Source organism: Sorangium sp. So ce145 (assembly GCF_051525985.1).
GTDB lineage: Bacteria > Myxococcota_A > Polyangia > Polyangiales > Polyangiaceae > Sorangium > Sorangium cellulosum_B.
On the sequence record NZ_CP150315.1, the window covers coordinates 8,671,575 to 8,695,596 of the forward strand.

17 protein-coding genes and 1 other RNA gene are annotated in these 24,022 nt (G+C 71.1%); 12 read left to right on the plus strand and 6 right to left on the minus strand.

Annotated features, from left to right (window positions below):
* Positions 1 to 98 precede the first annotated feature (98 nt).
* On the minus strand, positions 99 to 962 hold the full coding sequence (locus WMF34_RS32090; protein ID WP_437990191.1) for a protein-L-isoaspartate O-methyltransferase family protein: 864 nt from the start codon (positions 960 to 962) through the stop codon (positions 99 to 101).
* A gap of 153 nt (positions 963 to 1,115) precedes the next feature.
* On the opposite strand from WMF34_RS32090, the gene WMF34_RS32095 reads away from it, so the two are divergent.
* The 3 genes from WMF34_RS32095 to WMF34_RS32105 all read left to right on the plus strand — a co-directional run bounded on the left by WMF34_RS32095 (position 1,116) and on the right by WMF34_RS32105 (position 4,870).
* Positions 1,116 to 2,258, plus strand: coding sequence for a serine hydrolase domain-containing protein (locus WMF34_RS32095; protein WP_437990192.1), 1,143 nt, complete (start codon positions 1,116 to 1,118; stop codon positions 2,256 to 2,258).
* A 74-nt stretch (positions 2,259 to 2,332) separates the two neighbouring features.
* Positions 2,333 to 4,339, plus strand: a complete 2,007-nt coding sequence (locus WMF34_RS32100; RefSeq protein WP_437990193.1) for an AarF/UbiB family protein — start codon at positions 2,333 to 2,335, stop codon at positions 4,337 to 4,339.
* Positions 4,340 to 4,348: 9 nt separating this feature from the next.
* The gene (locus WMF34_RS32105; protein ID WP_437990194.1) at positions 4,349 to 4,870 is read left to right on the plus strand and encodes a hypothetical protein; all 522 of its coding nucleotides are present in this window, start codon (positions 4,349 to 4,351) and stop codon (positions 4,868 to 4,870) included.
* 9 nt (positions 4,871 to 4,879) lie between these two features.
* On the opposite strand, the gene WMF34_RS32110 is transcribed toward WMF34_RS32105, so the two are convergent.
* Complete coding sequence (locus WMF34_RS32110; RefSeq protein WP_437990195.1) at positions 4,880 to 7,456, minus strand: protein kinase domain-containing protein; 2,577 nt, start codon at positions 7,454 to 7,456, stop codon at positions 4,880 to 4,882.
* A gap of 159 nt (positions 7,457 to 7,615) precedes the next feature.
* Between WMF34_RS32110 and WMF34_RS32115 the strand changes: the two genes are divergently transcribed.
* From WMF34_RS32115 to WMF34_RS32135, 5 genes are all read left to right on the plus strand, one after another.
* Entirely contained in the window at positions 7,616 to 8,311 is a 696-nt protein-coding gene (locus WMF34_RS32115) for a TIGR00266 family protein (RefSeq protein ID WP_437990196.1), read from the plus strand.
* Positions 8,312 to 8,331: 20 nt separating this feature from the next.
* Complete coding sequence (locus WMF34_RS32120) at positions 8,332 to 9,000, plus strand: TIGR00266 family protein (protein ID WP_437990197.1); 669 nt, start codon at positions 8,332 to 8,334, stop codon at positions 8,998 to 9,000.
* Positions 9,001 to 9,016: 16 nt separating this feature from the next.
* Positions 9,017 to 9,703 carry a TIGR00266 family protein gene (locus WMF34_RS32125; RefSeq protein ID WP_012238881.1) on the plus strand — a complete coding sequence of 229 codons (687 nt, stop codon included), beginning with the start codon at positions 9,017 to 9,019 and terminating at the stop codon, positions 9,701 to 9,703.
* A 306-nt stretch (positions 9,704 to 10,009) separates the two neighbouring features.
* A complete protein-coding gene (locus WMF34_RS32130) occupies positions 10,010 to 11,527 on the plus strand; it encodes an FHA domain-containing protein (protein WP_437990198.1) in 1,518 nt (505 codons plus the stop codon).
* Between the two features lie 34 nt (positions 11,528 to 11,561).
* Positions 11,562 to 13,148, plus strand: a complete 1,587-nt coding sequence (locus WMF34_RS32135) for a GDSL-type esterase/lipase family protein (RefSeq protein ID WP_437990199.1) — start codon at positions 11,562 to 11,564, stop codon at positions 13,146 to 13,148.
* Positions 13,149 to 13,168: 20 nt separating this feature from the next.
* Here WMF34_RS32135 and WMF34_RS32140 read toward each other — a convergent pair whose 3' ends face one another.
* Positions 13,169 to 14,779, minus strand: a complete 1,611-nt coding sequence (locus WMF34_RS32140; protein ID WP_437990200.1) for an NTP/NDP exchange transporter — start codon at positions 14,777 to 14,779, stop codon at positions 13,169 to 13,171.
* Positions 14,780 to 15,030: 251 nt separating this feature from the next.
* Here WMF34_RS32140 and WMF34_RS32145 point away from each other — a divergent pair, with 251 nt between their 5' ends.
* On the plus strand, positions 15,031 to 16,521 hold the full coding sequence (locus WMF34_RS32145) for a BamA/TamA family outer membrane protein (protein ID WP_437990201.1): 1,491 nt from the start codon (positions 15,031 to 15,033) through the stop codon (positions 16,519 to 16,521).
* A 169-nt stretch (positions 16,522 to 16,690) separates the two neighbouring features.
* Here WMF34_RS32145 and WMF34_RS32150 read toward each other — a convergent pair whose 3' ends face one another.
* Both WMF34_RS32150 and WMF34_RS32155 read right to left on the minus strand, forming a co-directional pair.
* On the minus strand, positions 16,691 to 18,466 hold the full coding sequence (locus WMF34_RS32150; RefSeq protein ID WP_437990202.1) for a hypothetical protein: 1,776 nt from the start codon (positions 18,464 to 18,466) through the stop codon (positions 16,691 to 16,693).
* A 94-nt stretch (positions 18,467 to 18,560) separates the two neighbouring features.
* Positions 18,561 to 19,625, minus strand: coding sequence for an esterase/lipase family protein (locus WMF34_RS32155; RefSeq protein WP_437990203.1), 1,065 nt, complete (start codon positions 19,623 to 19,625; stop codon positions 18,561 to 18,563).
* A 347-nt stretch (positions 19,626 to 19,972) separates the two neighbouring features.
* Here WMF34_RS32155 and WMF34_RS32160 point away from each other — a divergent pair, with 347 nt between their 5' ends.
* Positions 19,973 to 20,755: a hypothetical protein gene (locus WMF34_RS32160; protein ID WP_437990204.1), complete on the plus strand. Its 783-nt coding sequence runs from the start codon at positions 19,973 to 19,975 to the stop codon at positions 20,753 to 20,755.
* Positions 20,756 to 20,846: 91 nt separating this feature from the next.
* On the opposite strand, the gene WMF34_RS32165 is transcribed toward WMF34_RS32160, so the two are convergent.
* Positions 20,847 to 21,137 carry an oxidative damage protection protein gene (locus WMF34_RS32165; RefSeq protein ID WP_272095228.1) on the minus strand — a complete coding sequence of 97 codons (291 nt, stop codon included), beginning with the start codon at positions 21,135 to 21,137 and terminating at the stop codon, positions 20,847 to 20,849.
* A gap of 362 nt (positions 21,138 to 21,499) precedes the next feature.
* On the opposite strand from WMF34_RS32165, the gene ssrA reads away from it, so the two are divergent.
* Together ssrA and WMF34_RS32175 are read left to right on the plus strand one after the other, a co-directional pair.
* Positions 21,500 to 21,844: a transfer-messenger RNA gene (gene ssrA, locus WMF34_RS32170) on the plus strand.
* A 511-nt stretch (positions 21,845 to 22,355) separates the two neighbouring features.
* Positions 22,356 to 23,507, plus strand: a complete 1,152-nt coding sequence (locus tag WMF34_RS32175; protein ID WP_437990205.1) for a hypothetical protein — start codon at positions 22,356 to 22,358, stop codon at positions 23,505 to 23,507.
* Positions 23,508 to 24,022: the final 515 nt, after the last annotated feature.

Below are 24,022 nucleotides of genomic sequence, written 5' to 3' on the forward strand. Positions count from 1 at the left end.
GATCGTGAGATGGCTCCGCCTGTCCGGAGGACGTGGCGGGCGGTCCGGAGGGGTCAACACCGGACGGCAAAGGCGTCTGCGCGTGGCGGCTGCGAGAGCTACCCGCGCCCGCGCTCCGCCACGTAGCGGACCGCGCCGTGCACCTCGCGGAGGAGCGCGCCCTGCCGGCGCTCGACACGCACGAGCTCCTGGTGGCCCTCCCACGCGCCGACCGGCGCGACAAGGACGCCCCCGTCGCTCAGCTGCGCCTCGAGCGCCGTGGGAGGCTCGGTCAGCGCGTACGTCACCGCGACCTTCCAGGGCCGCTCCGACGGCGATGTCCGCTCGCCCGCGAGCACGCGCTCGGCGAGCGAGCGCCCGTCGCCGCACAGCAACGTGACGCCCGCGCCCTCGTCGGACGGGCCGGCGGCGCTGGCCGCGCGCGCCTCGTCGCCCTCCTGGCGATCCGGCCGCGCGCCGAGCAGCCGCACCGCGCGCGCGTGCAGCACGGGGTCGATCTCGATCGAGGTGACGTGCCCGGTCGGGCCGACGATGCGCCGCGCGAGCGCCACCCCGTAACCGGTGCCCGTGCCGAGCTCGAGCAGTCGATCGCCCGGACCGAGATCGAGCAGGCTGTACGTGAGCAGGTACGCGTGCGGCGCGCTCACGGTCGCCTGCCCCGCGCGGTCGAGCGGCAACGGCGTGTCGTCCGCCGACGCGGCGAGATCCTCCGGCAGGACGAAGCGCTCGCGCGGCACGAGCAGGATCGCGTCCAGGTAGTGGGCAAGGAACTCGAAGCGGCGCGCGAGCTCGGCCACGAGCGGCGCCCGCGCGACGCGGCCGGCCTCGGCGAGCTCGACGTCGCACGCGATGGCCGCGTCGAGCCGCTCGGGGACCGGCTCCCAGCGATCGGGCCGGCGATCGTCGTACCTCGCCGCAAGCGCGGCGAGCGGCGCGACGGCGGCGCGTGTTTCGGTGCCCACGGGAGAAGCCACGGGGAGATCCTGAAGCAGGACCGCCGGTGCGGCTCGATCTTTCGGGGAACGCGTCGCGATTCTCCACGCGTCGTCGGGCTCATCCCCGCCGGCCGCCAGAGCTCGTTTGACACGGGCGCCCAGCCCTCCCCATCCTCGGCCATGACCCCCGTCGATCTCACGCCGATCGCAGCGCTCGCGATCGAAGCGCACCGCGCCGCGCCCTGCGCGTGCGTCGCCGCAGCCGTGCGCACGCGAGACAACGTCCGGTACGGAGCGGGCGCCGCTGGACGCTTGTGGCAGGAAGACAGCCCGCCGGCCGGCGCCCGCGGCGCGACGCCGGCCGCGGCGACGGGCGACGCGATCTTCGATCTCGCGTCGGTGACGAAGCCGTTCACCGCGCTCGCGTTCGCCCGGCTCGCCCGCGCCGGCAAGGTGAGGTTCGACGAGCCGCTCGGGCAGGTGCTGCCGGAGCTCGCCGGCACGCGATCGGCGCGCGTGCCGCTCGAGCTCCTCGCCGCCCACCGCGCCGGGCTCGAGGCGCACCGCCCGCTCCATCCGCCCGGCAACGACGCGCCGATCGATCCCCTCGGCGCGCTGCTCGACTGCGCGAACGGGCGCCGCGCGGGGTGCGAGGGCGATCCGCCCGCCGGCGGGTTCCCGCCGGTGTACAGCGACCTCGGGTACCTGCTGCTCGGCGCCGCTGTCGCGCGGCGCGGCGAGGCCGAGCTCGACGAGGTCGTCGCGCGGGAGGTGACAGGCCCGCTCGGGCTCGCGGTCGCGCCGGTCCGCGCGCTCCGGCGGCGCGATCCGCGGTTCGACGAGCGCGTCGTCCCCACCGAGGACGTCGCGTTCCGCGGGGGCGTGCTCCGCGGCGCGGTCCACGACGACAACGCCTGGACGATCGCGCGCGACGGGATGGCCGGGCACGCGGGGCTCTTCGGCGACGCCATGTCCGTGGCGCGGCTCGGGGTCGCGCTGCTCGAGGCGCTCGCGGGCGAGCGCCCGGAGTGGCTCTCGCGCGACGAGGTAGAGCGGCTGATCGCGCCGCGCCCGGGCGGGTCGCTGCGCGCCGGGTTCGACGGCAGGAGCGGCGAGAGGCCGAGCTCCGGCGCGCGCTTCGGCCCGCAGACCTTCGGTCACCTCGGCTTCACAGGGACGAGCCTCTGGATCGATCCGGAAGCGGAGCTCGTCGGCGTGCTGCTCACGAACCGCGTCCACCCGACGCGCGCCTCCGACGCGATCCGTCGCGCGCGGCCCGCCGTCTATGACGCGATCGCGGAGGCCATGGCGCAGGCGCGATGACGCGAGGACGGATGGCGCGCCGCATCGCTCCCGCGTTTTCGCGGGCCGGCGCGGAGCGATGCTAGGCTGCCGCGGTGTCACACGGCGCCGTCCCCGAAGAGCTGGGCCCGTCCTCCGGGCTGGTTCGCTCGCCCGCAGAGCCGCCGCGCGCGGGCGGCGAGCCGCGCCCCGGCGTGGTCCAGCACGAGCGCGACGGCGCGCACGACGCGGACGGCGCGCCGCGCCCCGGCGTGGCCCAGCGCGAGCACGACGGCGCGCACGACGCGGACGGCGCGCCGCGCCCCGGCGTGGCCCAGCGCGAGCACGACGGCGCGCACGACGCGGACGGCGCGCCGAGGCCTCCCGACGCAGGCCACGCCCCGCCGCCCGGATCCGCCAGGGCGCCGCGGCGCGCGCAGACCCCCGCCGCGAGGCCCAGCTCGCTGCGCCAGAACGCCGCGCAGAGCGGCCGCTTCATCCGCGCGTACCTGACGACGTTCACCGTCCTCGCGAGCTACCTCTGGTTCTTCTTCCTCCGCCGCCTCTTCGGAGAGACGTGGGCGAACAACCGCGTGGACGAGGTCCACGCGAGGAACGCCCGCCGCATCGAGCGCACGATCGTCGAGCTCCAGGGCCTCTTCATCAAGGTCGGCCAGATGCTCAGCATCATGGCGAACTTCCTCCCCGCGACCCTGCGCGCGGGGCTCGAGGGGCTCCAGGACCAGGTGCCACCGCGCCCCTACGAGGAGATCGAGGCGCGCATCGCCGAGGAGCTCGGGCGCCCCATCGGCGAGGTCTTCGCCCGCTTCCACAGGGAGCCGCTCGCGAGCGCGTCGCTCGGCCAGGTGCACGAGGCGTGGCTCATGGACGGCACGCGCGTGGCCGTGAAGGTGCAGCACCGCGACATCGACGAGATCGTCCGCCTCGACCTGCGCACCATCCGCCGCATCATGGCGATCGTCGCGCAGTTCGTCCCCGTGCAGGGGCTCGACGCGTACTACCACCAGATCCGCTCGATGATCCTGGAGGAGCTCGACTTCGTGCGCGAGGCCAGGAACATCGTGCGCATCGCCGACAACTTCGCGAAGCAGCCGCAGGTCCGGTTCCCCCGGCCCATCGAGGCCTACTGCACGCGCCGGGTGATGACGACGACGTTCGTCGAGGGCATCAAGGTGGGCGACGTCGCGGCGCTCGACGCGCACGGCGTCGATCGCAAGGCGCTCGCCCGGCAGATCGTGCAGGTCTTCTGCCAGCAGATCTTCATCGACGGCATCTACCACGCGGATCCGCACCCGGGGAACATGCTGGTCGGGCCGGGCGGGGAGCTCGTCCTGCTCGACTTCGGCGCGGTCGCCGAGCTCTCCCAGGAGATGCGCGAGGGCATCCCCGAGTTCCTCGAGGCCGTGATCCGCCGCGACACCGAGGGGATCATCAAGGCGCTGCGCAAGATGCGCTTCTTCTCGCGGCGGGACGCCGTCGACGTCAGCGAGAAGGTCGTCGAGTTCTTCCACCAGCGCTTCCAGGACGAGGTGAAGCTCGAGTCGTTCAACCTGAAGGACATCAAGCTCGACCCGCAGAAGGGCATCGAGAGCCTGATCGACCTCCGGCGCATGAACATCGGGCTGAAGGAGCTCTCCGGCGCGTTCCACGTGCCGCGCGACTTCGTGCTGCTCGAGCGCACCCTCCTCCTCTTGACCGGCGTCTGCACGCAGCTCGATCCGGACCTGAACCCGATGGACGTCGTGCGCCCCTACCTGCAGGACTTCGTCCTCGGCAGCCGCGACTGGGCCCAGATCGCCCTCGAGGCGGCGAAGGACATGGGGATCAAGGCGCTGACGATCCCGGACGATCTGCGCAAGTACCTCACGCGCGCCAACCGCGGCGAGGCCGAGGTGAAGATCCGCGGCCTCGCCCAGGCCGCGTCGCTCGTCTATACGGGGGTGCGCCAGCTCATCTACGCGGCGCTCGCGATCGCCGCCGGCTTCGCGGGGCTAGAGCTCTACCTGGCTGGCCAGGCGGCGCTCGCGCGCTATTGCCTCTACGGCGCCGCTGCGGCCGGCGCGCTGCTCGCAGGGAGCCTCCTGCTCACGAACCGAGGGTGACGACACGCCATGAGCTCGATCGATCTTTCCCAGTACGAGGCCGACGTCGCGGCCGCCGAGGCCGAGGTGACGCGGATCAGGGAGGAGAACGCGGAGCTCGCCGAGGCGTACCGCGGCGTCCCCGCGGAGGACGCGCGCGAGATCCTCCGCCGCGGCGCGGCGTCGCTCGCCGCCGCGCGCGACCGCTGCGAGGCGGCGCGCGTCGCGCTGAAGCTCGCGCAGACGACCGGCTCGCCGCACGGGCTGCTCGCGAAGGACGGGGTCGTCGTGGGCTCGGTGGCCGTCGCCATCCCCGCCGGCTCGTCGAGCGGCGAGCGGGCCCGCCTCGTCGACGAGGCGCTCTCGGCCGAGCTCACCGGCGCCGCGCGCGACCTCGGCGTGGTGCTCGCCGCGCCCGCTGAGCGCTACACGCGAGAGCGCCCCGGGCGCGACGCGGAGGGGCGCACCATCCTGGACGTCTCCGGCCACGTGGAGGGCGACCTGCTGATGCCCGCCGTCTCCAAGGGGGCCAAGAACGCGCGCAGGAGCTGAGCGCGGCGCTCAGCCCCGGAACGCGGCGATGATCGCGGCGGCCCGCTCCTCGACGCGCGCGCGGAGCGGGGCGAAGCGCGCGTCCGCGCGCGCGCGGTCGAGCACCGGGCAGCGCTGCATCCAGAAGGCGTCGAAGAGCCCTGCGTCCACCGCGCCGGCGAGCACGCGGAAGAGCGCGTCGTCCTCGCCGAGGAAGGCGAGGATCTCGGCGTACATCTGGAAGAAGAGCGGGCGCAGGCGGCTGCCCGGCTCGGAGCTGTCCGCCTTCGCGCTCAGCAACGCCCGCTGCTCGTCCGAGAGCCGCGACGTCGCGAGCACGTCGCGGTAGATGCGCGCGTACTGGATCGGGATGGTCTCCGTCGCGAGCGAGAGATCGTCGATGGGGAACGCGGCGCCGCGCCACAGCCCGAAGCGGGCGCGCATCACCGCCTTGTGAAAGCGGCTCGACGGGTCCTCCGCCGGCAGGTCGAGCAGCACGCCGGCCGCCGGCCAGTCGCCGAGCAGCGCGCGGCCGCGCGCCAGCTCCCAGCGCGGGAACGGCTCGCTCGGATCGAGCGCCAGCGCCGTGTCGAGCCGGAACATCGCCTCGTCGACGAGCCCCGCCTCGAGGAGGATGCGGCCGAGCAGCTCGTGCGCCTTGGCCAGGCTCGGCGCGCACTGGAGCGCCTTGCGCAGCGCCGGGACGGCGCCGACCGGATCGCCCGCGCTGAAGCGGACCGTGGCGAGCGCCACCCACGGCTCGCCGAGCGCGGGAGCCAGCGCGATCGCCCGCTCGGCGGCCTGCTGCGCCTTCGCGAACTGCGCCGCGCCTTCGCCCCGCGCGCCCATCAGCCGCGCGAAGGCGATCGCGTAACCGGACAGGATGCTCGGATCGTTCGGGGAGAACGAGAGCGCCTCCTCGAAGAGCGCCACGGCCGGCGCGGCGTCCCCGTACCAGAGGCGCCGCATCTGGTGGCGCGCGCGCAGGTACAGGTCGATCGCGCGCGGGTCGCTCGGCGACTCGCGCTCGCGGCTGGCGGCGTCGACGGTGAGCGCCGCGGCGATCGCGCCCGCCGCGTCGTCGCTCACCGTGAGCAGCGCCTCGGGCGAGCTGTCGAACCGCTTCGCCCAGAGCTGGAAGCCGTCCTCGACGCCGATGACACGCACGGTGACGCGCACGCCGCCAGGCGGCACGCGCGACGCCGGCCGCGAGTACGGCGCGGGGGGCTGCGAGCGCGGCCCATCCGGCGCGTAGCCGACGCCGCCGGTGCGGCGGATCGACCCCTCGACGACGACCTGCACGCCGAGCTCGCGGCCGACATCCCTGGGATCGCGGCCGTCGAGCCGCACCCGGGAGACCGCTGCGCGCGGCCGGACCTTGAGGCCGGCCGTCATCGACAGGGTGTCGGTGAGGTCCTCGGTGAAGCCGTCGGCGAGGTACTCGTCGTCCGGCGCGCCGACGTTGCGGAACGGGAGCACGGCGACCGTCTTCAGCGACGACGTCGGCGTCGGCGCGGGCGTGGGCACGGGCGCGGGCGCCGCCAGCGTGGGCGAGTTGAGCCGCCGCTGCGGCGCCGTCACCGCCTCGACCGGCGACGCGGCGACCCGGGTCGGGTTCTGCTCGATCGGCTGCGGCGCCGTCGGCGCGGCCGTGGCGGAGGACGCGGCGATGGCGGACACGAGCGACTGGGCCGGCTGCGGGGCGATCGACAGGCGCGAGCGCGCGAGCAGCAGCGCGCGGTGAGCCTCGGCCGCGCTCGCGTAGCGGTCCTCACGGCGGATCGCCATGCACCGCAGGACGACGTCCGCGACGGCGAGGGGCACGTCCGGACGGACGGAGCGCGGGTCGGGCGGCGGGGACTTGAGCCTGGACATGGCGGCCGCGATCGCGCCGGCGCCCGGCCACGCGCGCCGGTGGGTGAGGCACTCGAAGAGGATCATGCCGAGCGCGTAGATGTCGGTGCGGGCGTCGAGGTCGGGCTCGCCGGTCAGCTGCTCCGGCGACATGTACGCGGGGGAGCCGAGCACGAAGCCCTGCGACTCGCCGGCGCTCGGCCCGGACGAGGTGCGCGCGATGCCGAAATCGGTGATGACGACGCGCCCGTTCCTGTCGATGAGGACGTTCTCTGGCTTGAGGTCGCGGTGCACGATGCCCGCCGCGTGCGCGGCGCCGAGCCCGTCGCAGAGCGAGCAGCCGATGCCGATGGCCTGCTGCGACGGCATCGGGCCCGTCCGCGCGAGGACGCTGTGCAGCGACTCGCCCTCGACGCACTCCATCGTGAGGAACTTCTCGCCGTCGTGGTCGCCGAAGTCGAACGTCCGCGCCACGTTCCTGTGCGTAACGCGGCGCGCGAGCTTCACCTCTTGCCGGAAGCGCTCGAGCATGCCGGCGGAGTCAGCGAGATCACGACGGAGCATCTTGAGGGCGACCACCTCGTCGAGCTCCACGTCGCGGACGCGGTACACGCTGCCCATGCCGCCGCTGCCGAGCAGGCCGAGGATCTCGTAGCGCCCGGCGATGCGCTGAGGCGCCGCGACGAAGCCAGATCCATGGCTCGGCTCGCTGCGGGGCGTCGGCTCGGAGGCCGTAAGTCGCCTGTCGCTCACCCGCTCAGTCTACCCACGCTGGAGGGGAGAAGTCAGCGCGAGCGAACCACCGGACAGAAAACATGAAATTCGCCGCGTCCTGCTCACCTCGACATACCTTCTTCCCGCTTCCGCTCCTGGCGTCGCTCCGTTATATGTACGCGCTCCGCGGGTGGACGAATGCAGCATCGCACCAAGCATGAGCCGTCGTCCTCTCTGCTGGAGGTGAGCCTCGATCCGGGCGAGGCGCTGCTCGCGGAGGCGGGCGCCATGGTCGCGCGGTCGCCGAGCCTGCGGACGGAGGTCCGGCTCAACGCGGGCCGCGGGGCCGGGCTCCTCGGGCGGCTCAAGGCGTTCTTCGTCGCGCTGCTCCGGAAGCTCGCGGGGGGCGAGACGTTCTTCGTGAACCGGATCGAGGCGCCGGAGGGCGGGTGGGTGTGGCTCGCCCCGCCGCTCAACGGCGGCATCAAGCACGTCCGCCTCCAGGGAGAGACGGTGCTCTTCGGCGCGGGCTCGTACCTCGCGAGCGCGGGCGACGTCGACGTCAAGGTGCGCTGGGGTGGGCTGCGCGCCATCCTCGCGCGGGAGGGCGTCTTCTTCATCGAGGCCTCCGGCGTCGGGGATCTCTGGATCACGAGCTACGGGGCGATCGAGGAGCTCGCCTGCGACGGCTCGCTCGTCGTGGACAGCGGGCACCTCGTCGGGTTCGACGCGTCGCTCGCGCTCACGATCAGGAGCCCTGGCGGCGGGCTCATGGGCCTCATGGTCTCTGGCGAAGGCGTGGTGTGCGAGCTCTCGGGCCGCGGCCGCGTGCTGATCCAGTCGCGCAGCGCCGGCGCGCTCGTGGGGTGGCTCGCGCCGCTGCTCCCGCCCTGAGGGAGCGGCGGAGACGTCCGATGCAGGTGAATCTCCTCTACCGTCCCTCCCAGGCCCTCGCGCAGTGCTGGCTCGACCCGGGCGAGCGCGTGTTCGCCGAGAGCGGCGCGCTCGTGGGCATGTCGACGAACGTGCGCGTGGAGACGCAGTCGGGCGGCATCATGTCGGGCCTGAAGCGGATGCTGGCCGGAGAGTCCTTCTACAGGAACGCGTTCGCCGCGCAGGGCGGGCGCGGAGAGGTGCTGTTCGCGACACCGCTGTCCGGGGACATGGCCGTGCTGGAGGTGGGTGACCGGCAATGGTGCGTCCAGAGCAGCGCCTATGTCGCGTCCAGCCCCGATGTCGAGGTGAGGACGCGCTCGTCCGGCCTGCGCGGCTTCTTCTCGGGGGCGGGGCTCTTCGCGCTGGAGACGGCCGGGCAGGGGCAGATGATCATCGGCGCGTTCGGCGCGCTCGAGGAGCTCGAGGTGAGAGGCCACGTCGTCATCGACACGGGGCACATCGCAGCGTGGGAGTCGACGCTCGCCTGCCGGATCGGCAAGAACACGTCGACGTGGCTCGGCACGTGGCTCTCGGGCGAGGGCCTCGTCTGCCACGTCGAGGGGAGCGGCAGCCTGTGGGTCCAGTCGCGCAACGCCGGCAGGTACGGCGCGGCGATCGGCGCGCGGCTCGCCCCGCGGCAGCCCTAGAGATCGGGGGGACGGCGTGCGCGACGAGATCCGAGGCAACCCCGAGTTCGGCGTGCTCCACGTGACCTTCGAGCACGCCGGCGAGCAGATCGTCGCGGAGAGCGGCGCGATGGTCGCGCGCGACGCGGCCATCGACATGAAGACCAGCCTGCAGGGCGGGCTCGCCAGCGCGCTCAAGCGCAGGATGACGGCCGGAGAGAGCCTCTTCCAGAACACCTTCACGGCGACGGCGCCCATGCAGTCGATGCGGCTCGCGCCGGCCCCCGAGGGCTCGATCGAGCGCCTCGTGCTGCGCTCGGGCATGGAGGTGTTCCTCCAGTCGGGCGCCTATCTCGCCTCCACGCCCGGCATCACGCTCGACACGAAGTGGCAGGGGGCCAAGGGCTTCTTCGCCGGCGGCCTGTCGCTGCTCAGGGCGTACGGCGAGGGGCTGATCTGGTTCTCGAGCTACGGCGGTATCCACGCGATCGACGTCGGCCGCCAGCACGAGGGCTATCTCTGCGACAACACCCATCTGCTCGCGTTCACCGAGGGCCTGAGGTACCAGGTGCGCAAGCTGTCGGGCCTGAAGGGCCTGTTCCTGTCCGGCGAGGGGCTCGTCTGCGAGTTCCAGGGGCACGGGAGGCTCTGGCTGCAGACCCGGAACCCGGGAGCGCTCTCGGCGTTCCTCCATCCGTTCCGGCCCGTGGGCGGCGGCCACTAGCTCCGCCCGCCGGAGGTCCGGCCAGGCATTCCGGGATCGCCGCGCTGGCGGGCGGCCTGCCTGGCCCGCCCGGCGCTTGCCCGGCGCGCGCGGCGATCCGAGGCGCGCTCGTGGATTTCGGCGCTGGCGACGGCGCGGTCCCGGCCGTCCGCCATGGGCCGGCGCGCCGTCATTGCCTTCCCGGAGGCGGACTCGCTAAAGTAGTCCCGCCTCGCTGAGGAGGCTCGTACGGCGAGCGGTGGGTGGCACGGATCCACAGGGGCTCGCGGGGCGAGCCTGGCCCCGCCCGAGTACCCCGAACCCGCTATGTGGAAGCTGACGATCGAGGATGACGAGGGGAAACAGACGGGGCTCCCCCTCGCCCATGAGGAGTACGCGCTCGGACGCGGAGAGTCGAACTCGATCCGGCTGACCGATCGCAACGTCTCGCGCACCCACGCCACGCTGGCCAAGAACGGCCAGGGCTGGGTCATCCGGGATCTCGACAGCTACAACGGCACGTACGTCAACGGCGGGCGCGTCACCGGCGAGCAGCACCTGCGCCACGGCGACCTCGTGCAGCTCGGCGACTACCGCATCGAGATCGTCGATGAGGCGCTCTCGTCCGCCGTGACGAGCCCGACGCCGCCGCCGGGCAGCCGCAGCACGGCGCACCTGCCGCTCCACACCCGCCCGAACCGGCTCGTCATGGTCGTCGGCCCGACCCCCGGCGCGGAGTTCCCGCTCGACGGCGAGCGCTTCACGATCGGGCGCTCCGAGGACGCGACCATCTCGATCAACCACAGCTCCGTGAGCCGCCTGCACGCCGAGCTCATCAGCCTCGGCAGCGGCCGCTACGAGGTCGTCGACAAGCAGAGCGCGAACGGCGTGCGCATCAACGGCGTCGAGCTCAAGCGGGGCCTGCTCGAGGCGGGCGACGCGCTCGAGCTCGGCGACGTCCGCCTCCGCTTCGTCGCTGCCGGCAAGATCTTTCGCGCGGGGCCGGACGGCGGGCCTGGCGTGGCGCCGGGCGCTTACGGGAGCGTGGCCCCCTCCGCGCAGTCGTCCCGCTCGCTCGGCGGGGCGAGCAAGGCGATGGGGCTCCTTCTCGCGGTCGCGTTGATCGTCGTCATCGCCGTGATCGTGGCCACGCGCGCCCGGTCGCACGGGTCCACGACGCCCGAGCCGGACGTGAGGCCCGTGGTGGCGGCGCAGGCGGGCGACGACGCGAAGATCCTCGACGCGGCGCAGGAGCACCTCCGCTCGGGGGACATCGACGCCGCGCACCGGAAGCTGCAGGAGATCGCCGAGACGTCGCCGGTCCGGGAGACGCCGCGCTTCAAGGAGATCGAGGAGCGCTGGGCGGAGGGGATGTTCCGGCAGGTCGAGCAGGCCGAGACGAAGGCGGAGAAGCTCGCGCTGCTCAACGAGATCGCGAAGACGACGGGCGTCCCGACGGCGCTCCGCGCGCGGGTGGCCGAGATGCGGCGGCAGGTCGACCCCGAGGCGCCGCCCGAGCCGGAGCCGGCGCCGCAGCACGTCGGCTCGCCGGCGGCCTGGATGCCGCAACCCGCACCCGCGCCTGCGCCTGCGCCTGCGCCTGCGCCCTCAGCTTCGGCCTCGGCGCCGGCGCCCTCGGCCTCGGGCGCCGCGCCGGCGAGCTCTGGCCTCGACTCGAGCTCGTACCCCGCGCAGCGGCGGGCGCTCGAGCCGAAGGTCTGGAACGGGAAGGCGTCGGCCGGCGAGATCAAGCTGCTGCGCGCGATCTGCATCCACCAGGGCGACGCGGTCTGCCGCGACAAGGCGACGGCGGCCCTGGACAAGCTCGACAAGAAGGGCCTGTAGCCGCCGCTTCCATCCGTCTTTCCCACGTGCGTCGATGACCTCCAGGAGCAGCACCAGGGCTCACGAGCCGGCCGTCCGCGCGCCGGATGCGCGCGAGGCCCACGTCCACGAGGCGCAGCCGCCGGGCGGGCGTGATGGACCTCCGGCCGGGCGCGACGGAGGCTCCGTGACCGTGAGCTCGCCGGCGCGGAACGGGCTCGCCTCGCCGGCTGCCCGGGCGATGGCGACGCTCGCCCTGCTCGTGCTCGTCCCCTACGCGCACCCGAGCCTGTCGCGGCTGCGGGTGCTCACGCCGCTGCCCGAGGGGGAGGGGCTCGTCGTGGTCCCGGCGCCGGCGCCGGTGGCGTCGGTCGGCGAGACGACGCTCGTCACCGAGACCACCGAGCAGGCCGAGCTGCGCCAGCCCGAGGAGGTCGCGCTGCCGGCCGCGGCCGCCGAGCTCATGCCGGCGGCGGTCGCCTCCGAGGGCAAGCCGCCGCGGCCGATCGAGGACCCGAGCGGCAAGGCGATGGCGCCGTTCTTCCGCGCGCTCGCGGCGGTGGAGCGCAAGGCGCCGCAGTCGATCGCGCGCATCACCTACTTCGGCGACTCCATCGTGGCCAGCGACTTCGTGACGGCGACGCTGCGGCGCAAGCTGCAGAAGCGGTTCGGGGACGCCGGCCACGGGTTCATGCTGATGGCGAACGCCTGGCCGGGATATTTCCACAACGACGTTGTCCGCTTCGCCGGCCCGGGCTGGCAGGTGAGCCGCGTGGTGGGCCCGTTCGCCAAGGACGGGCTCTACGGGCTCGGCGGCGTGTCGTTCCGGTCGCAGGGCGCGGGGGTGTTCTCGCGCTTCGCCACCGCGGAGTCGGGGACCTACGGGCGCGCGGTCTCGCGGTTCGCCGTCGATTACCTGAAGCACCCCGAGGGCGGGCGGATGGAGGTCAAGATCGACGGCGAGAGCCGCGAGATGATCGACACGCGCGCCGACGCGGCCAGCTCGGCGATCGCGACCTACGAGGTCCCGGACGGGCCGCACTCCATCGAGGTGCGGGCGCACGGCCCGGGGGTGCGGGCGTTCGGCGTCTGGATGGAGCGGGACACGCCGGGGGTGGTGCTCGACGCCATCGGCATCCAGGGCTGCCGCATCCGCTTCCTCGACAAGAGCGACGACGCCCATTTCGCCGAGCAGCTGCGCGCGCGGAGCCCGTCCTTGACGGTGTTCCACTACGGCATGAACGAGAGCGAGGACGGCGAGCTGTTCCCGCTCGATCAGTACGAGTCGACGATGAAGGCGGTGCTCGAGCAGGTGACCGCGGCGCTGCCCGGGTCGTCGTGCCTGCTCGTGGGCCCGATGGACCGCGCCGACAAGAAGGGCGAGGTGTACCGGAGCCGCCCGGTGATCCCGAAGCTCGCGGCGATCCAGCGCAGGGTGGCCGGGCAGGTCGGCTGCGGCTACTTCGACACCTTCGGCGCGATGGGCGGCTCGGGCTCGATGGGGATCTGGGTCCAGCGCGGGCTCGGCGGCGCCGATCTCGCGCACCCGTCGGGCGCGGGGGCCGAGGTCATCGGCCGCTGGCTGTACCTGGCCTTGATGGACGCCTACGAGGGCTGGAAGGCGAACGCCGCGCGGCCCTGAGGCGCCGCGCGGCCCTGAGGCTACGCGGCCTCGAGGTCATCGGACGCCGCCGGCTCGTCCGCGGCGCGCCGCCTGTGCTCCCGGGCGATGCCGGCCACGACGCCGAGCCACACGAGCGCGAGGGCGATATTGACCATCGCGAAGTGGCGTGTGGAGAGCGCGAGCACCTGGCCGGCGATCACCCCCACGGCGGCGAGCACGTCGCCCGCGCGGACGACGAAGGTGTCGATGGCCGCCTTGGCGCTGTACTTGGCGTCGCGGCCGACCGGCAGGAAGAGCGCCTGCCGCGCGGTGTTCTGGATGGAGTAATCGGCGCTGTTCTCCGCGATCTTCGCGACCCGCACGACGGCGAGCGCCGGCAGGACGGCGAGGGACGCGTAGCCGAGCAGCGCGATGGCCGGGAGGATGAACAGGGCGAATCGCACGCCGAGGTACTTGAAGATGCGGGAGACGAAGAAGAGCTGCAGGACGACGCCGAACGTGTTGACCCAGTAAAAGAAATCCCCCTTGAAGGTCCCGATGATCGCGCCGAGCGCGGCCTTTTTCCCCTTCTCGGTGCGCGGGTGGACGAGCCCCGCCCCGGCGCCCTCGACGACCTTGCCGCCTGCCTCGACGTCGAACGCGCCGCCCTTGACGGCGGCGATCTTCCCTTCGAGCAGGCGCGAGGCCTGCGGATCGACGAGGTAGACCGCCGCGCCCGCCGCGAGCGGGGCGCCCGGGGCCGCGCCGGCGGGGGCCGCGTCGGGCGCGCCGCGCTGCTCGCTCCCCGTGTCGAGCGCGCTCGTGGCGGACTCGATCAGGGTGCGATCGAGGATGTACTCGCCTGTCGAGTTCACCCAGTTGAGGACGAGCGTCAGTCCGGCGATGAGGAGCAGATAGCGGTCGCGCGCGATGATCTTGAAGCCGCCCGCCGCGCCCCCGGGCGGCGCGTCGGCCTTGTCCGCGGCGTCCTTCGAGCCCGCGAGATCGTCGCGGTGGACGAGGTAGGTGAGCCCCAGGCAGGCGAGCAGCACGCCCGCCGCGAGGAGCATCATGTTGTAGGGGCCGATCGGCACGTAGACGCGCTTCGCGATCTGCGCGCCGAACATGGCGCCGAGCGAGCTCCCGATGCCGACGATGGCGAAGAGCCGCTTGCCCTGCTCGGGCGTGTAAACATCGTTGGCGAAGGACCAGAACTGCGCGATCACGGTGAGGTTGAAGCAGCCCACCCACAGATAGAAGGGCACCCCGAGGGGGACGCCGAGGCGCGCGAGGAGGAAGAAGAGGACGAGGTTCGCGGCGAAGAAGAGCGTGAGCGCCGTGGTGAGCTGCATGCGCCCGAAGCGCCTGGCCAGGGCGCCATAGGCGCGGACCACGCCCACGAGGAGGAGCGCCTGGCCCGCCGCCGCGTAGGCCTTCACCTCGGCGCCGTCGAGGTCGAGCCGCCGCCCGCCGATCTCGAGCCCGCCGCCCGCGAGGATCAGCGGCTCGCGGACCACCTTGAGGAGGTAATAGCCCGTGAGCAGGAGGAACACGTTCAGCGTGAGGACGAGGACGCTGAAGACCTCGCGCGGCTTCACCTCGGCGAAGATCGCAAGGAGCCTGTGAAGCACGCCCCGGGCCCGTGTCTCGTTCTCGCCTGAGCTCGCCACCCGCCGCTCCATGCCCGGAAAACCGCCGTTCTGGCGGCACCGGCACAGGACCGATGCCGAGCGCGCGAGGCTATCGAGCCTGGTCCCGGCCGGCAACCTCCCTCTCGCCGCCGGGCGTGTGAACCGCCGCACTCGCCGCGCCGTCGCGCTGGACGCTCGACAGGCGCGCCGCGCAGACAGGCGTCTCTCGGGTCGAGAACTCCGCTATGCTCCCGCGCCGCGACGTGTTTCCGTGCGAGAGGCGAGGCGGATTGGGCACCAACGAGAAGGGACCGACGCGCGCGCTCGGCACGGCCTTTCGGCGGCGCGCGGCCGCGCTCGCGAGCTGCGCCGCGCTGTCGCTTTGCGCCGAGGCACAGGCCGCGCCTCCGGCGGGGGGCGCCGCGCCGCCGCCCGTGGTCCCGGGGGCTCTGCCGGCGGCGCCTCGCGCGCCGGCAGAGCCTGCTACGCCGCCGCGTCCTCCCGCCGCGGCGCCGCTTTCGCCCGGCGCGAAGCGCCCTGTGCCGGACTACGACGGTCGCCCGGACGAGGCGACGAGCGCCGGAGACGCGCTGCTCTGGGTGCCGCGCGTCGTGTTCTTCCCCGCCTACCTCGCCAGCGAGTACCTGGTCCGGCGGCCGCTCGGCGCTCTCACCGTCGCGGCGGAGCAAGGCGAGTGGATCAAGGAGCTCAAGGACATCTTCACCTTCGGGCCGAACAACGACATCGGCATCGTCCCGACGGCGCTCTTCGACTTCGGCTTTCGCGCGAGCGTCGGCGTTTACTTCTTCTATGATGATCTGTTCGTCCCCGGCAACGAGCTCCGCGTCCACGCCGCGACCGGCGGGGTCGACTGGTGGCGGCTCACGGTCGCCGACCGGATCCCCCTCGGCGGGCGCGCTCACCTGAAGCTCCGCGGCGAGGCGGACATCCGGCCTGACTGGCTGTTTTCGGGGATCGGCCCGAGCTCGCTGGAGCGCGACTGGGCCCGCTACAGAGCCCGCAGCGTCGAGGGGACCGCGACGCTCCACGCCGATTTCGGTGCGTTCAGCTTCGTCGAGGCGATCACCGGCGCGAAGACCGTCGACTTCCACGACATCTGTTGCAAGCCGACGGTCGGCTTCCGGGTGGCGCGCGGCCGTTATCCGATGCCCCCGTCGTACGACACGGGGTATACGGCCTACCGGATCGGGGGCCGCGCCGGCCTCGACTCGCGCCTGCCGCGCCCGGCGCGGGGCAACGGCGTCCGGCTGGAGCTGTCTGGAGAGCACGCCGCCGACCTGGAGCGGCCGCTGGAGAGCCGGTGGATCCGCTACGGCGGCTCGCTGGGCGGGTTCGTCGATCTCACCGGGCACGATCGCATCGTGAGCCTCGTCCTCTCGGCGGCCTTCGCCGATCCGCTCGGCGCCGCGGAGGTCCCCTTCACCGAGCTCGCCGAGCTCGGCGGCGACGCGCCGATGCGGGGCTTCCGCGAAGGGCGCCTCCGCGGGCGGAGCGCCGCCGCGGCGACGCTCGAGTACCGTTATCCGGTCTGGGCGTTCGTCGACGGCACGGTGCAGGTCGCCGCGGGCAACGTGTTCGGCGAGCACCTCCGCGATTTCGATCTCGACCTGCTCCGCATGTCGTTCGTGCTCGGCCTGCGCACGAGCGGCGAGCGCGACCACTCCATCGATCTCCTGATCGGCTCGGCGACCGAGACCTTCGAGCAAGGGGCCGGCCTCCAGGAGCTGCGGTTCATGGTCGGCGCGACCCACGGTTTCTGAGCGAGCGGCGGCGAATGTCCGGCGGGGATCGGAAGCATCCCCTCGAACTTTCGGGGAAATTCACAGGGAGGCAGGGAGACGGGGAGTAAAATCCCCAAAATCTCCCCGTCTCCTCGCCTCCCTGTTCAATTTCTCTCTAAAAATGAGGGCCATTGTCAGGGTGAGGACCTCAGTTGGGCGGCTCGGCGTCGTCGGGGCGCTCGATGCCGACGAGCTTGTAGCCGCGGCGCGGCCCGAGGTCGTAGAGGTGGGCGCGCAGCGGACCGGGCGCCTGCCCGTTCAGCACATCGACGATGGCGTAGCGCGAGGGCGCGTCGTCGGGCGCGCCGCCGTCCGCGGCGATGTGGGGGAGCGCGAGGCACACGCGGCCGTCCGGCGAGGGGCGCACGACCGGCCGCGCGCGCAGGGCGAGCGACTCGCCGGCGTACATCGCGGCCTCGTAGCGGAGGTCTTGCGGGCGCGCGACGCCGGTGCGCCGCGCGAGATCGACGCCGCACAGCGCCGCCGGCGAGGCCAGGGCGACGTCGGCGATGGGCGACAGGCGCGTCAGGTACCGCGCCATGATCGCGCGCTGTCGCGAGAGGAGCTTGCCGATCAGGAACGCCGTGTGGCGCGGCGCCGTGAAGTCGCCGGTCTTCACGGCGGCCTCGATGAGCTCCGGCGTGAAGCGCGCGAGCGTCCGGGCGGCCCAGGCGCCGTCGAGCTCGGTCATCCGCCCGAAGGCCGGGTTGGGGTAGCCGCCGCGCCAGGCCTCCGGCCGGAAATCGCGATCGCTGAAGAAGCCGAAGATGTCGCCCTGCGGATCGTGGCTCGCCCGGTCCCAGGGCCGCTCGGGGATGCCGAGCGTCACGAAGTCGAGGAGCGCGTACTCGGCGTCGAAGTAGAAGGCGTGGCCGAGGCGCTTCGAGATCTCCTCCCACTCCCACTCGCTGCCGAAGCAGTCGCCGAGATCGATGGTGTAGTGGCGCACGTGGCCCGGCGACGCGTCCTTGTCCATCGGGTCCTCGGCGAGCCAGACATCCATCGAGTTCTGCTCGCGCGAGTCGAAGTGGTTGAGCCAGGCGGCGAGCAGGCGCCCCCCGCGCAGGTCGCGCCGGTCCTCGTGCGGGATGACGTCGTTCGGATCGTCCTCCCGGGTCCCCTCGTACCTGAACGGGCCCATGGCGCGGCCCGGGAGCCAGCGCGAGGCGACCATGCGGACCCGGTCGCCGCGCTTCGAGGCCTTGGCCAGCACGCCGTCGAGCGCCGCCTGATCGAAGGGCCTGGCGACACCGCTGTTGTCGGTCACGGTGAGCCCGGGCGACAGCTTCAGGATCGACGGCTTCAGGTAGACCACGCTGTCGCACGGCGCCCAGAAGCCGGCGGCGTGGTAGAGGCGCGCCGCGATGGCGGTCGCGCCGGTGGCCCGCTCGGGCTGGTCCGAGGGGTCGGCCTTGAGCATGAACTTGCCGACGCCCTCGACCTTGATCCGGAAGCCGGGGTTCGCGCCGTTCGGCTTGCCCATGTCGATGACCCAGGATCCGTCCGGCGCCTCGGGATCCAGCGTCTTGTCGTCGCACGGCCCGCGCACCAGCTCCTCGGCGGAGAGCGGCCGCTTGCCGATGCGGTTCGTGAACCAGCTGGAGTCCGGCACCTCGTCGACGCTGTTCACGTTGGCCGCCTCGCCCCCCGGCTCCACGGCGAGGAACCGCGACACCGGGCGGAAGACGAGGTTGTCGGCGGCGTCCCACGCGAACGAGGACTCGTAGGGCGCGGGCGAGCAGAGGCGGTGCTGCGGATCGTCGCTGGGCGCCTCGGGATCGGGCCGGCAGGGCAGCGAGACGGGGTTCAGGTCGGCGTCGCGCCAGACCGGATCGCGCAGGGGGAACCGGCGCACGTCGCCGCTGCACGCCGCGCTGAGCAGGGCGAGCAGCGGGAGAGCGCGGGTGAGCGGCGCCTCGAGCATCGGCGGGGGATGGTAGTGGAGAGGGCGGCCGCTCGGGGCGGTTTTCGGCGAATCGAGCGGGGCGAGCGCGGGTGCGCGCGGGCGCGCGGGCTCGTCAGAAGCCTTCTTGCCGGAGCCGCGCGATCACGGAGCGGTAGAAGTCGATATAGAGCCAGGGGTTCCCGGCGCCCGGACTCTGTCCGAAGAGCTGGCCTATCTCGTCGAAATGGTCGGCCGGGATACAGCCCCAGAAGTCCCCCCACCGCGCGTCCCGCGCGCGCACCAGGCCGTCGTTCGGGAACGACTCGCCGATGCCGCCGTCGAGCAGGGTCTCGGTCAGCGACAGCAGCGGGTGGACCGGGTCGAGGCCGTCGTCGAACTGCGCGACGAAGGGCGCGGGGGTGAGCGTCGAGCAGTCGCTGCCGCCGCGCGCGCGGTTCGTCCGCCCGCCGAAGGAGGCATAGAACACCCCGGGAGCATCGGTGAACCTCGCGTTGAACTCCGCGATGCCGGGCGTCGAGAACTGCTCGAGCGCCGCGAAGACGCTCGTCTCGTTGCCTATCTGATCGTAGAGCGGCGCGCCGATCGCGTTGATGAGATCGTCCAGGATGTCCTGCAGGCGCTCGTGGGCGACGAGCTCGAGCGCCACGTCGGCGACCTTCGAGCCCAGGTGGGGTGTGGCGACGGTGACGATGGAGGCGACGAGATCGGGCCTGTCGTGCGCGACAACGCGGGCGTCGAGCCCCCCCTGCGAGTGGGCGATGATGTTCACCTTCTCGTGGCCTGTCGCGTCCAGGATCTGCTCGATCCGCGCGAGCAGCTGCGCGCCGCGAACCTCGGAGCTGTTGAACGGGTCGACGGCGGGCGTGAAGACCGTCTCGCCGCTCTCGGCGAGGGTCTCTTTGACGTTGTAGAAGTAGCTCACGTATCCAGCGCCCGCGAAGTCTTCGAATCCGAAGAAGCCGTGAGCGAACACGATGGGATACGGCGGCCCGAGCTTCCCTGACGGCCAGCCGCCGCCGACTTCGCCCGGGTCGTCCGATAAGCCCGACGAGCTCGCCCAGCCGCCCGAGGCGGAGCCGCCCCCCGCGCCCGTGAGCACTTCGCCGGTGCTCGCCGGCGGATCGAACTGCTCCCCGGCCGCGCTGCAGCCCGCGAGGAGCGCACAGGAGACGACCATCGCACACCCTACGAGACCAGCGATCACCCACTGTCGCATTGACGAGCCCCCGTGTGAGACTTGCACTTACGCGAACCACCAACAGGCGATGACGAGGATGCTTACGAAGAAAGATCCAGCACGACCACCTCCTGCCGGAATCAGCTCAGACTCTGCTGATGGGATGCTGATGTCAAGCGCTGTCGGAAATTTGAACCATTCAAGGCCTTCGGCGCTTTGCGTTGGGGGCGGCGGTGGGCGTCCTGCAATGCGCCACGGGTTTTGACGCCGTGCTGGCGCATTGCGTCGCGGGTCGGCGTTGTTTTTCCATGCGGAGGGGCGGGCTGGCTCCGGTAGGTTCGTGGGCCATGCGATCTGTCCAGAGCTCGTTTGCGCTTGTCCTGGTGGGTACCCTGGCCGCTTGCGGTGGCGCGGCGCCTCCTCCGTCGGAGCCGGATCGTGCGGAGACCGAGGTGGCTGCTGCGGCGCCGGCCGCGAAGGAGGGTGAGGCGGCGGAGGGTGAAGGTGGGAAGAAGGAGGAGGACGCCGCGGCGGAAGCGTCACGGCAGATCCCGACGACGTGCGAGCAGCGGGGCAACGAGTGTTTGCCGCCGGTGGCGTTCGTGAAGCGGCTCTGCAGCGGGTTCCATCCGGACGTGGCGCTGACCCTGTTCGCGAAGGGGTCGCCGTTCACGCGCGGGTACCTGACGCGGGACACCGACGCGGTGAACGCCTCTGGCGGGTCGTCCTCGAACGACAAGCTGGTCTTCGATGAGGAGGTGCTGATCCTCTATCACCGGGAGCCGGAGACCGGGGGCATGGTCGTGAGCGGCGCCGGCGGCGGATACGAGGTCCTGCGATGGGACGGGACGTGCGCCACGCTGATGGCGGAGGAGGTCCGGCAGCACGTGCCGCCGAAGCCGAAGTTCGCGGCGATCCCGTGGAAGAGCCTCGATCAGAAGACGCGCGACGCGTTTCTGGCCGACGAGAAGACGGGCAAGCTCATCATCGAGCGGAAGAGAGAGTGCAAGGGCGCGACGATGGGGGCGGTCACCGCGAAGTGCGAGAAGGTCGACAAGCAGATGGCGGCGGCGCTGATCGAGTACGTGCGCAACGGCGGAGCGCTGCCGGCGCCGGGTCCGCTGCCCTGAGGGGCGGCGGGCGGGGGCGGGGCGCTTCCGGATGGGGTGGTTGGAAGCGCCGCCGGGCCGATGAGGGACGGGGGACCGCGGTCGCGGTCGGCTACTCCGGCTTGTCCTTGGGCGCCACGTAGTCGGGCGGGAGCTGCGCGGCCTCGTTCCCGCCGGTGAAGAAGTACTTGTCGAGCTCGGTCATCCAGATCCGCTGGCCGGCCTCGGAGATGAGGTCGAGGCGGTACTCGTTGATGAGCATCTTCGAGTGCTCGAGCCACATCCGCCACGCCTCCTTCGAGACGTTGTCGAAAATCCGCTTGCCCAGCTCGCCCTTCAGCGGCGGCTTCTCCAGCCCCTCCGCCTCACGGCCGAGCTTCACGCACTGGACCATCCTCGCCATAAGTTGCCCGACTCCTTTTCCTTTTCGCGGGCTTCTTAGCCGAGCCGCGAGGAGCCGTCGAGAGCGGCAGGCGCGCAGGCGTGGTCAGCGGGGGGCGACCACGGGGGGGGCGACCAGGTAGCGGCCCGACCAGACCAGGCGGGCAAGCGGACGGCACCAGGTTGGGGCAGCTGGAGACGGGCAAGGCCGGCGGAGGCGCGTGGAGGCAGCAGGAGGCAGGAAAGCCGAAAGAACCGGACGAATCGGCCCCGACCGGCGCACGGCGACGTCCGCGACGGCGTCAGCGACGGAACGATCTGGCGCCGAGGGGTTGACGGCAGCACGGTTTCTAGCAATATTCGGTCCGTCTGAACGAACCACGAGGGGGCGATCGGCTTCGACGTGGGGACTGAAGGTCTGTCTGCGTGCTGGCGGCTCCTGCTCCGCCTATCAAGCGGGACGTTACAAGTGCGAACGACAACGCATACGCTGTCGCGGCCTAATAACCGCTAAGCCATCCGAGGAGAAGGTCGTCCTAGTACTCTAAGGGTGTCAACCACAGGGCTGGGTCGCGTGAGGACGCCCTCGATAACGCGGCCGAGATTCAGTGAGGGATAGGTCGTAGCCGAATCTACGAACGCCGTCGCCGGCGCATGGCGACTACGCACGTGAACGAAGGTAGACTGGATGCCTTGCGGACCCGGGTTCGATTCCCGGCGCCTCCACCAAGAAGACACGGCGAAAGCCGTGTCTTTTTTCTTTTGTGGGCTCTGCGGGTGACCTGACAAAGTTTTGCGAGGTCTGGCGAGGCTGGACGGTGTGAGACAGAGCACCGGCAGCGGATGGCCATAGCCGAACCGGCGGAACGGAACGGGGCGGGATGGTCGACTGGGGGCCTGCGATCCGGATCCCGGGTCCGCCCTGCTGGAAGCCAGGACCAGTGAAGCGGGACCGGTTGTAGGTGGACCGGAGGCGACCCCGATCCCCCTACCTACCCGAGACGATGCAGCCGAGCGGGCGCCTCTTGACACGGGACGGTAGCTCCGCTGACCTCACAGAGGGAGGTGGCCACGAGGATGGCTCGAGCGGCCATGAGGGCCGGAGAGACGCGCTCTCGGCGCGGACCGCATCCGTCGGCGCGTAGGGTTGTGCCGTCGGATCTTCTGTCAACGAGATGGACGTCTCGTTGTCACTGCACACGACGTAGGCATCCCTGGCCACGCCTTCACACCGTGAACGATGAGCACCTTCCGATCTGGGCGCACCTTCTTGCCGGACTACCTACTACCGGCACACAATCTCTGTCTACTGAATCAGAAATCCCTCCTGGATCTACTTCGATTTGGCGAAGAAAACCGCTCGTTCGACCAAGAGATTCTGTTTCGCAACGACAGCGACGAGAGCGCATACAAGACAACAAGGAGCTTACTGGAGTGGCTCGATCAAACAGGCCGACAGAATGAATACGCGACGTTTTTGACGCGCACCACATTCTCAGCCCTGCTTTCCGAATCGCTGCACTTCTTCCGATCGGCTCTCGACGCGTCGGAGATGGCCCGATTAAGCGTTGCCTACGTACTGCTCAGGAAACCGCTTCAAGACATACTGCATGTTCTTGAGGACATGGCCTTGAACCCCGGCGAATTTGCAGACAAATTGCGGCAGGATCCGATCCTGCTCGATCCCAAGAAAAAAGAAAAAGGCGGAACGTTGCTGTCGCGCCATCTTCAGCGAATCGAACGAGTTGTAATCGCGCTCGGAGAAGCCGATCGATTCGATGCCGATTACGTCATGCGGCTTCGATATGACAAGAACCTCGACGACAGCTTTGATCGGCAATGCAACTTCGCCATGCATCTGGTCACGACCAGGGACAGCATGAGCACGCCGCCGCTGTCCCTCAACTTCGTTTTCGCTTCCGGGCAAGATGCAAAATTGGCCCAGTGGTACCACTTGTACAGTCGACTTCCGTATTTGCTGTTCTACACGAGGCGGCTCTTTGAATACGTATTTTCCGTCTTCGAGAAATCCGGCCCGATGAACCTTGATGACGTCGAGCGACGGATCCCCGCCAGCAGCATTCTCTGGTGGCGCAATGTTCCTGATGAAAACAAGTCTGCCTCGATCCAACGCTTCATTGACGCGACACAGCAACGGCTCATTGTCGCATGCAAGACCAACGGTTTCCCCGCACCTGCTGACTCCGATTTGCTCCGCATGAGTGCAAGTGGTGCTTGGCCAGGTGAGCGAACGCTTCGGGTGCGACTACGTGAGACACGCTACTCCATGTCAAATTTACGGCGCCGTGCAATCAGTTGGGCACGCGATCTTGCAGATGAGGAGAACGCTGATCCGGACAGGGTACGAGACGTAGCTTGGCGCCCCCGGTGAGAGGGGGCTCAGCGCTCGCATTTAACCTTTCGAGGCCTGCTCGGACTTCACTCGCGTTGCGGCCCGCACGCTTGCAGATCCACCTGCGTGGATTTTTCCCCCGAGGCTTCGACGGGTCGGTCACCCTCCCCGCCGCTCGGGTGGCTACCGGGCTGCATCGACATTTGCCCGGGCTGAACTTCCATCAGCTGCAAGAACACTCCTTTCCACGGCACACTCTCAAACCCGTTGGCATTCTCCGGGGCTGGCGGAGGTCGTGCGCATCGCGAGCAAGGGCCGCGGTAGGGCATGAGCGTTCGCCACACTCCCCCCGACCTACCCCACGAGGGCTTGACACGGGCGAAAATCTAGTGTTTCGTGCCCCCGGGACTCGGTCATACGAGCGCCACCGGGGCGCTCCCGGTAGAGGAGACGATGATGCTGAAGCACTGCCTGCTGGGTCTCGCATCGTTGCTTGGATTCTCGGCGTGCAGTCCCTGTTGCGACTCGAGCCCCAATCGCCCCAAATACTGCAG

Bases quoted from the DNA above. Each gene is read 5' to 3' on its own strand.
- WMF34_RS32095 (WP_437990192.1), top strand. From the start codon at position 1,116: ATGACCCCCGTCGATCTCACGCCGATCGCAGCGCTCGCGATCGAAGCG.
- WMF34_RS32105 (WP_437990194.1), top strand. From the start codon at position 4,349: ATGAGCTCGATCGATCTTTCCCAGTACGAGGCCGACGTCGCGGCCGCC.
- WMF34_RS32115 (WP_437990196.1), top strand. From the start codon at position 7,616: ATGCAGCATCGCACCAAGCATGAGCCGTCGTCCTCTCTGCTGGAGGTG.
- WMF34_RS32120 (WP_437990197.1), top strand. From the start codon at position 8,332: ATGCAGGTGAATCTCCTCTACCGTCCCTCCCAGGCCCTCGCGCAGTGC.
- WMF34_RS32130 (WP_437990198.1), top strand. From the start codon at position 10,010: ATGTGGAAGCTGACGATCGAGGATGACGAGGGGAAACAGACGGGGCTC.
- WMF34_RS32135 (WP_437990199.1), top strand. From the start codon at position 11,562: ATGACCTCCAGGAGCAGCACCAGGGCTCACGAGCCGGCCGTCCGCGCG.
- WMF34_RS32150 (WP_437990202.1), bottom strand. From the start codon at position 18,466: ATGCTCGAGGCGCCGCTCACCCGCGCTCTCCCGCTGCTCGCCCTGCTC.
- WMF34_RS32155 (WP_437990203.1), bottom strand. From the start codon at position 19,625: ATGGTCGTCTCCTGTGCGCTCCTCGCGGGCTGCAGCGCGGCCGGGGAG.
- WMF34_RS32160 (WP_437990204.1), top strand. From the start codon at position 19,973: ATGCGATCTGTCCAGAGCTCGTTTGCGCTTGTCCTGGTGGGTACCCTG.
- WMF34_RS32165 (WP_272095228.1), bottom strand. From the start codon at position 21,137: ATGGCGAGGATGGTCCAGTGCGTGAAGCTCGGCCGTGAGGCGGAGGGG.
- WMF34_RS32175 (WP_437990205.1), top strand. From the start codon at position 22,356: ATGAGCACCTTCCGATCTGGGCGCACCTTCTTGCCGGACTACCTACTA.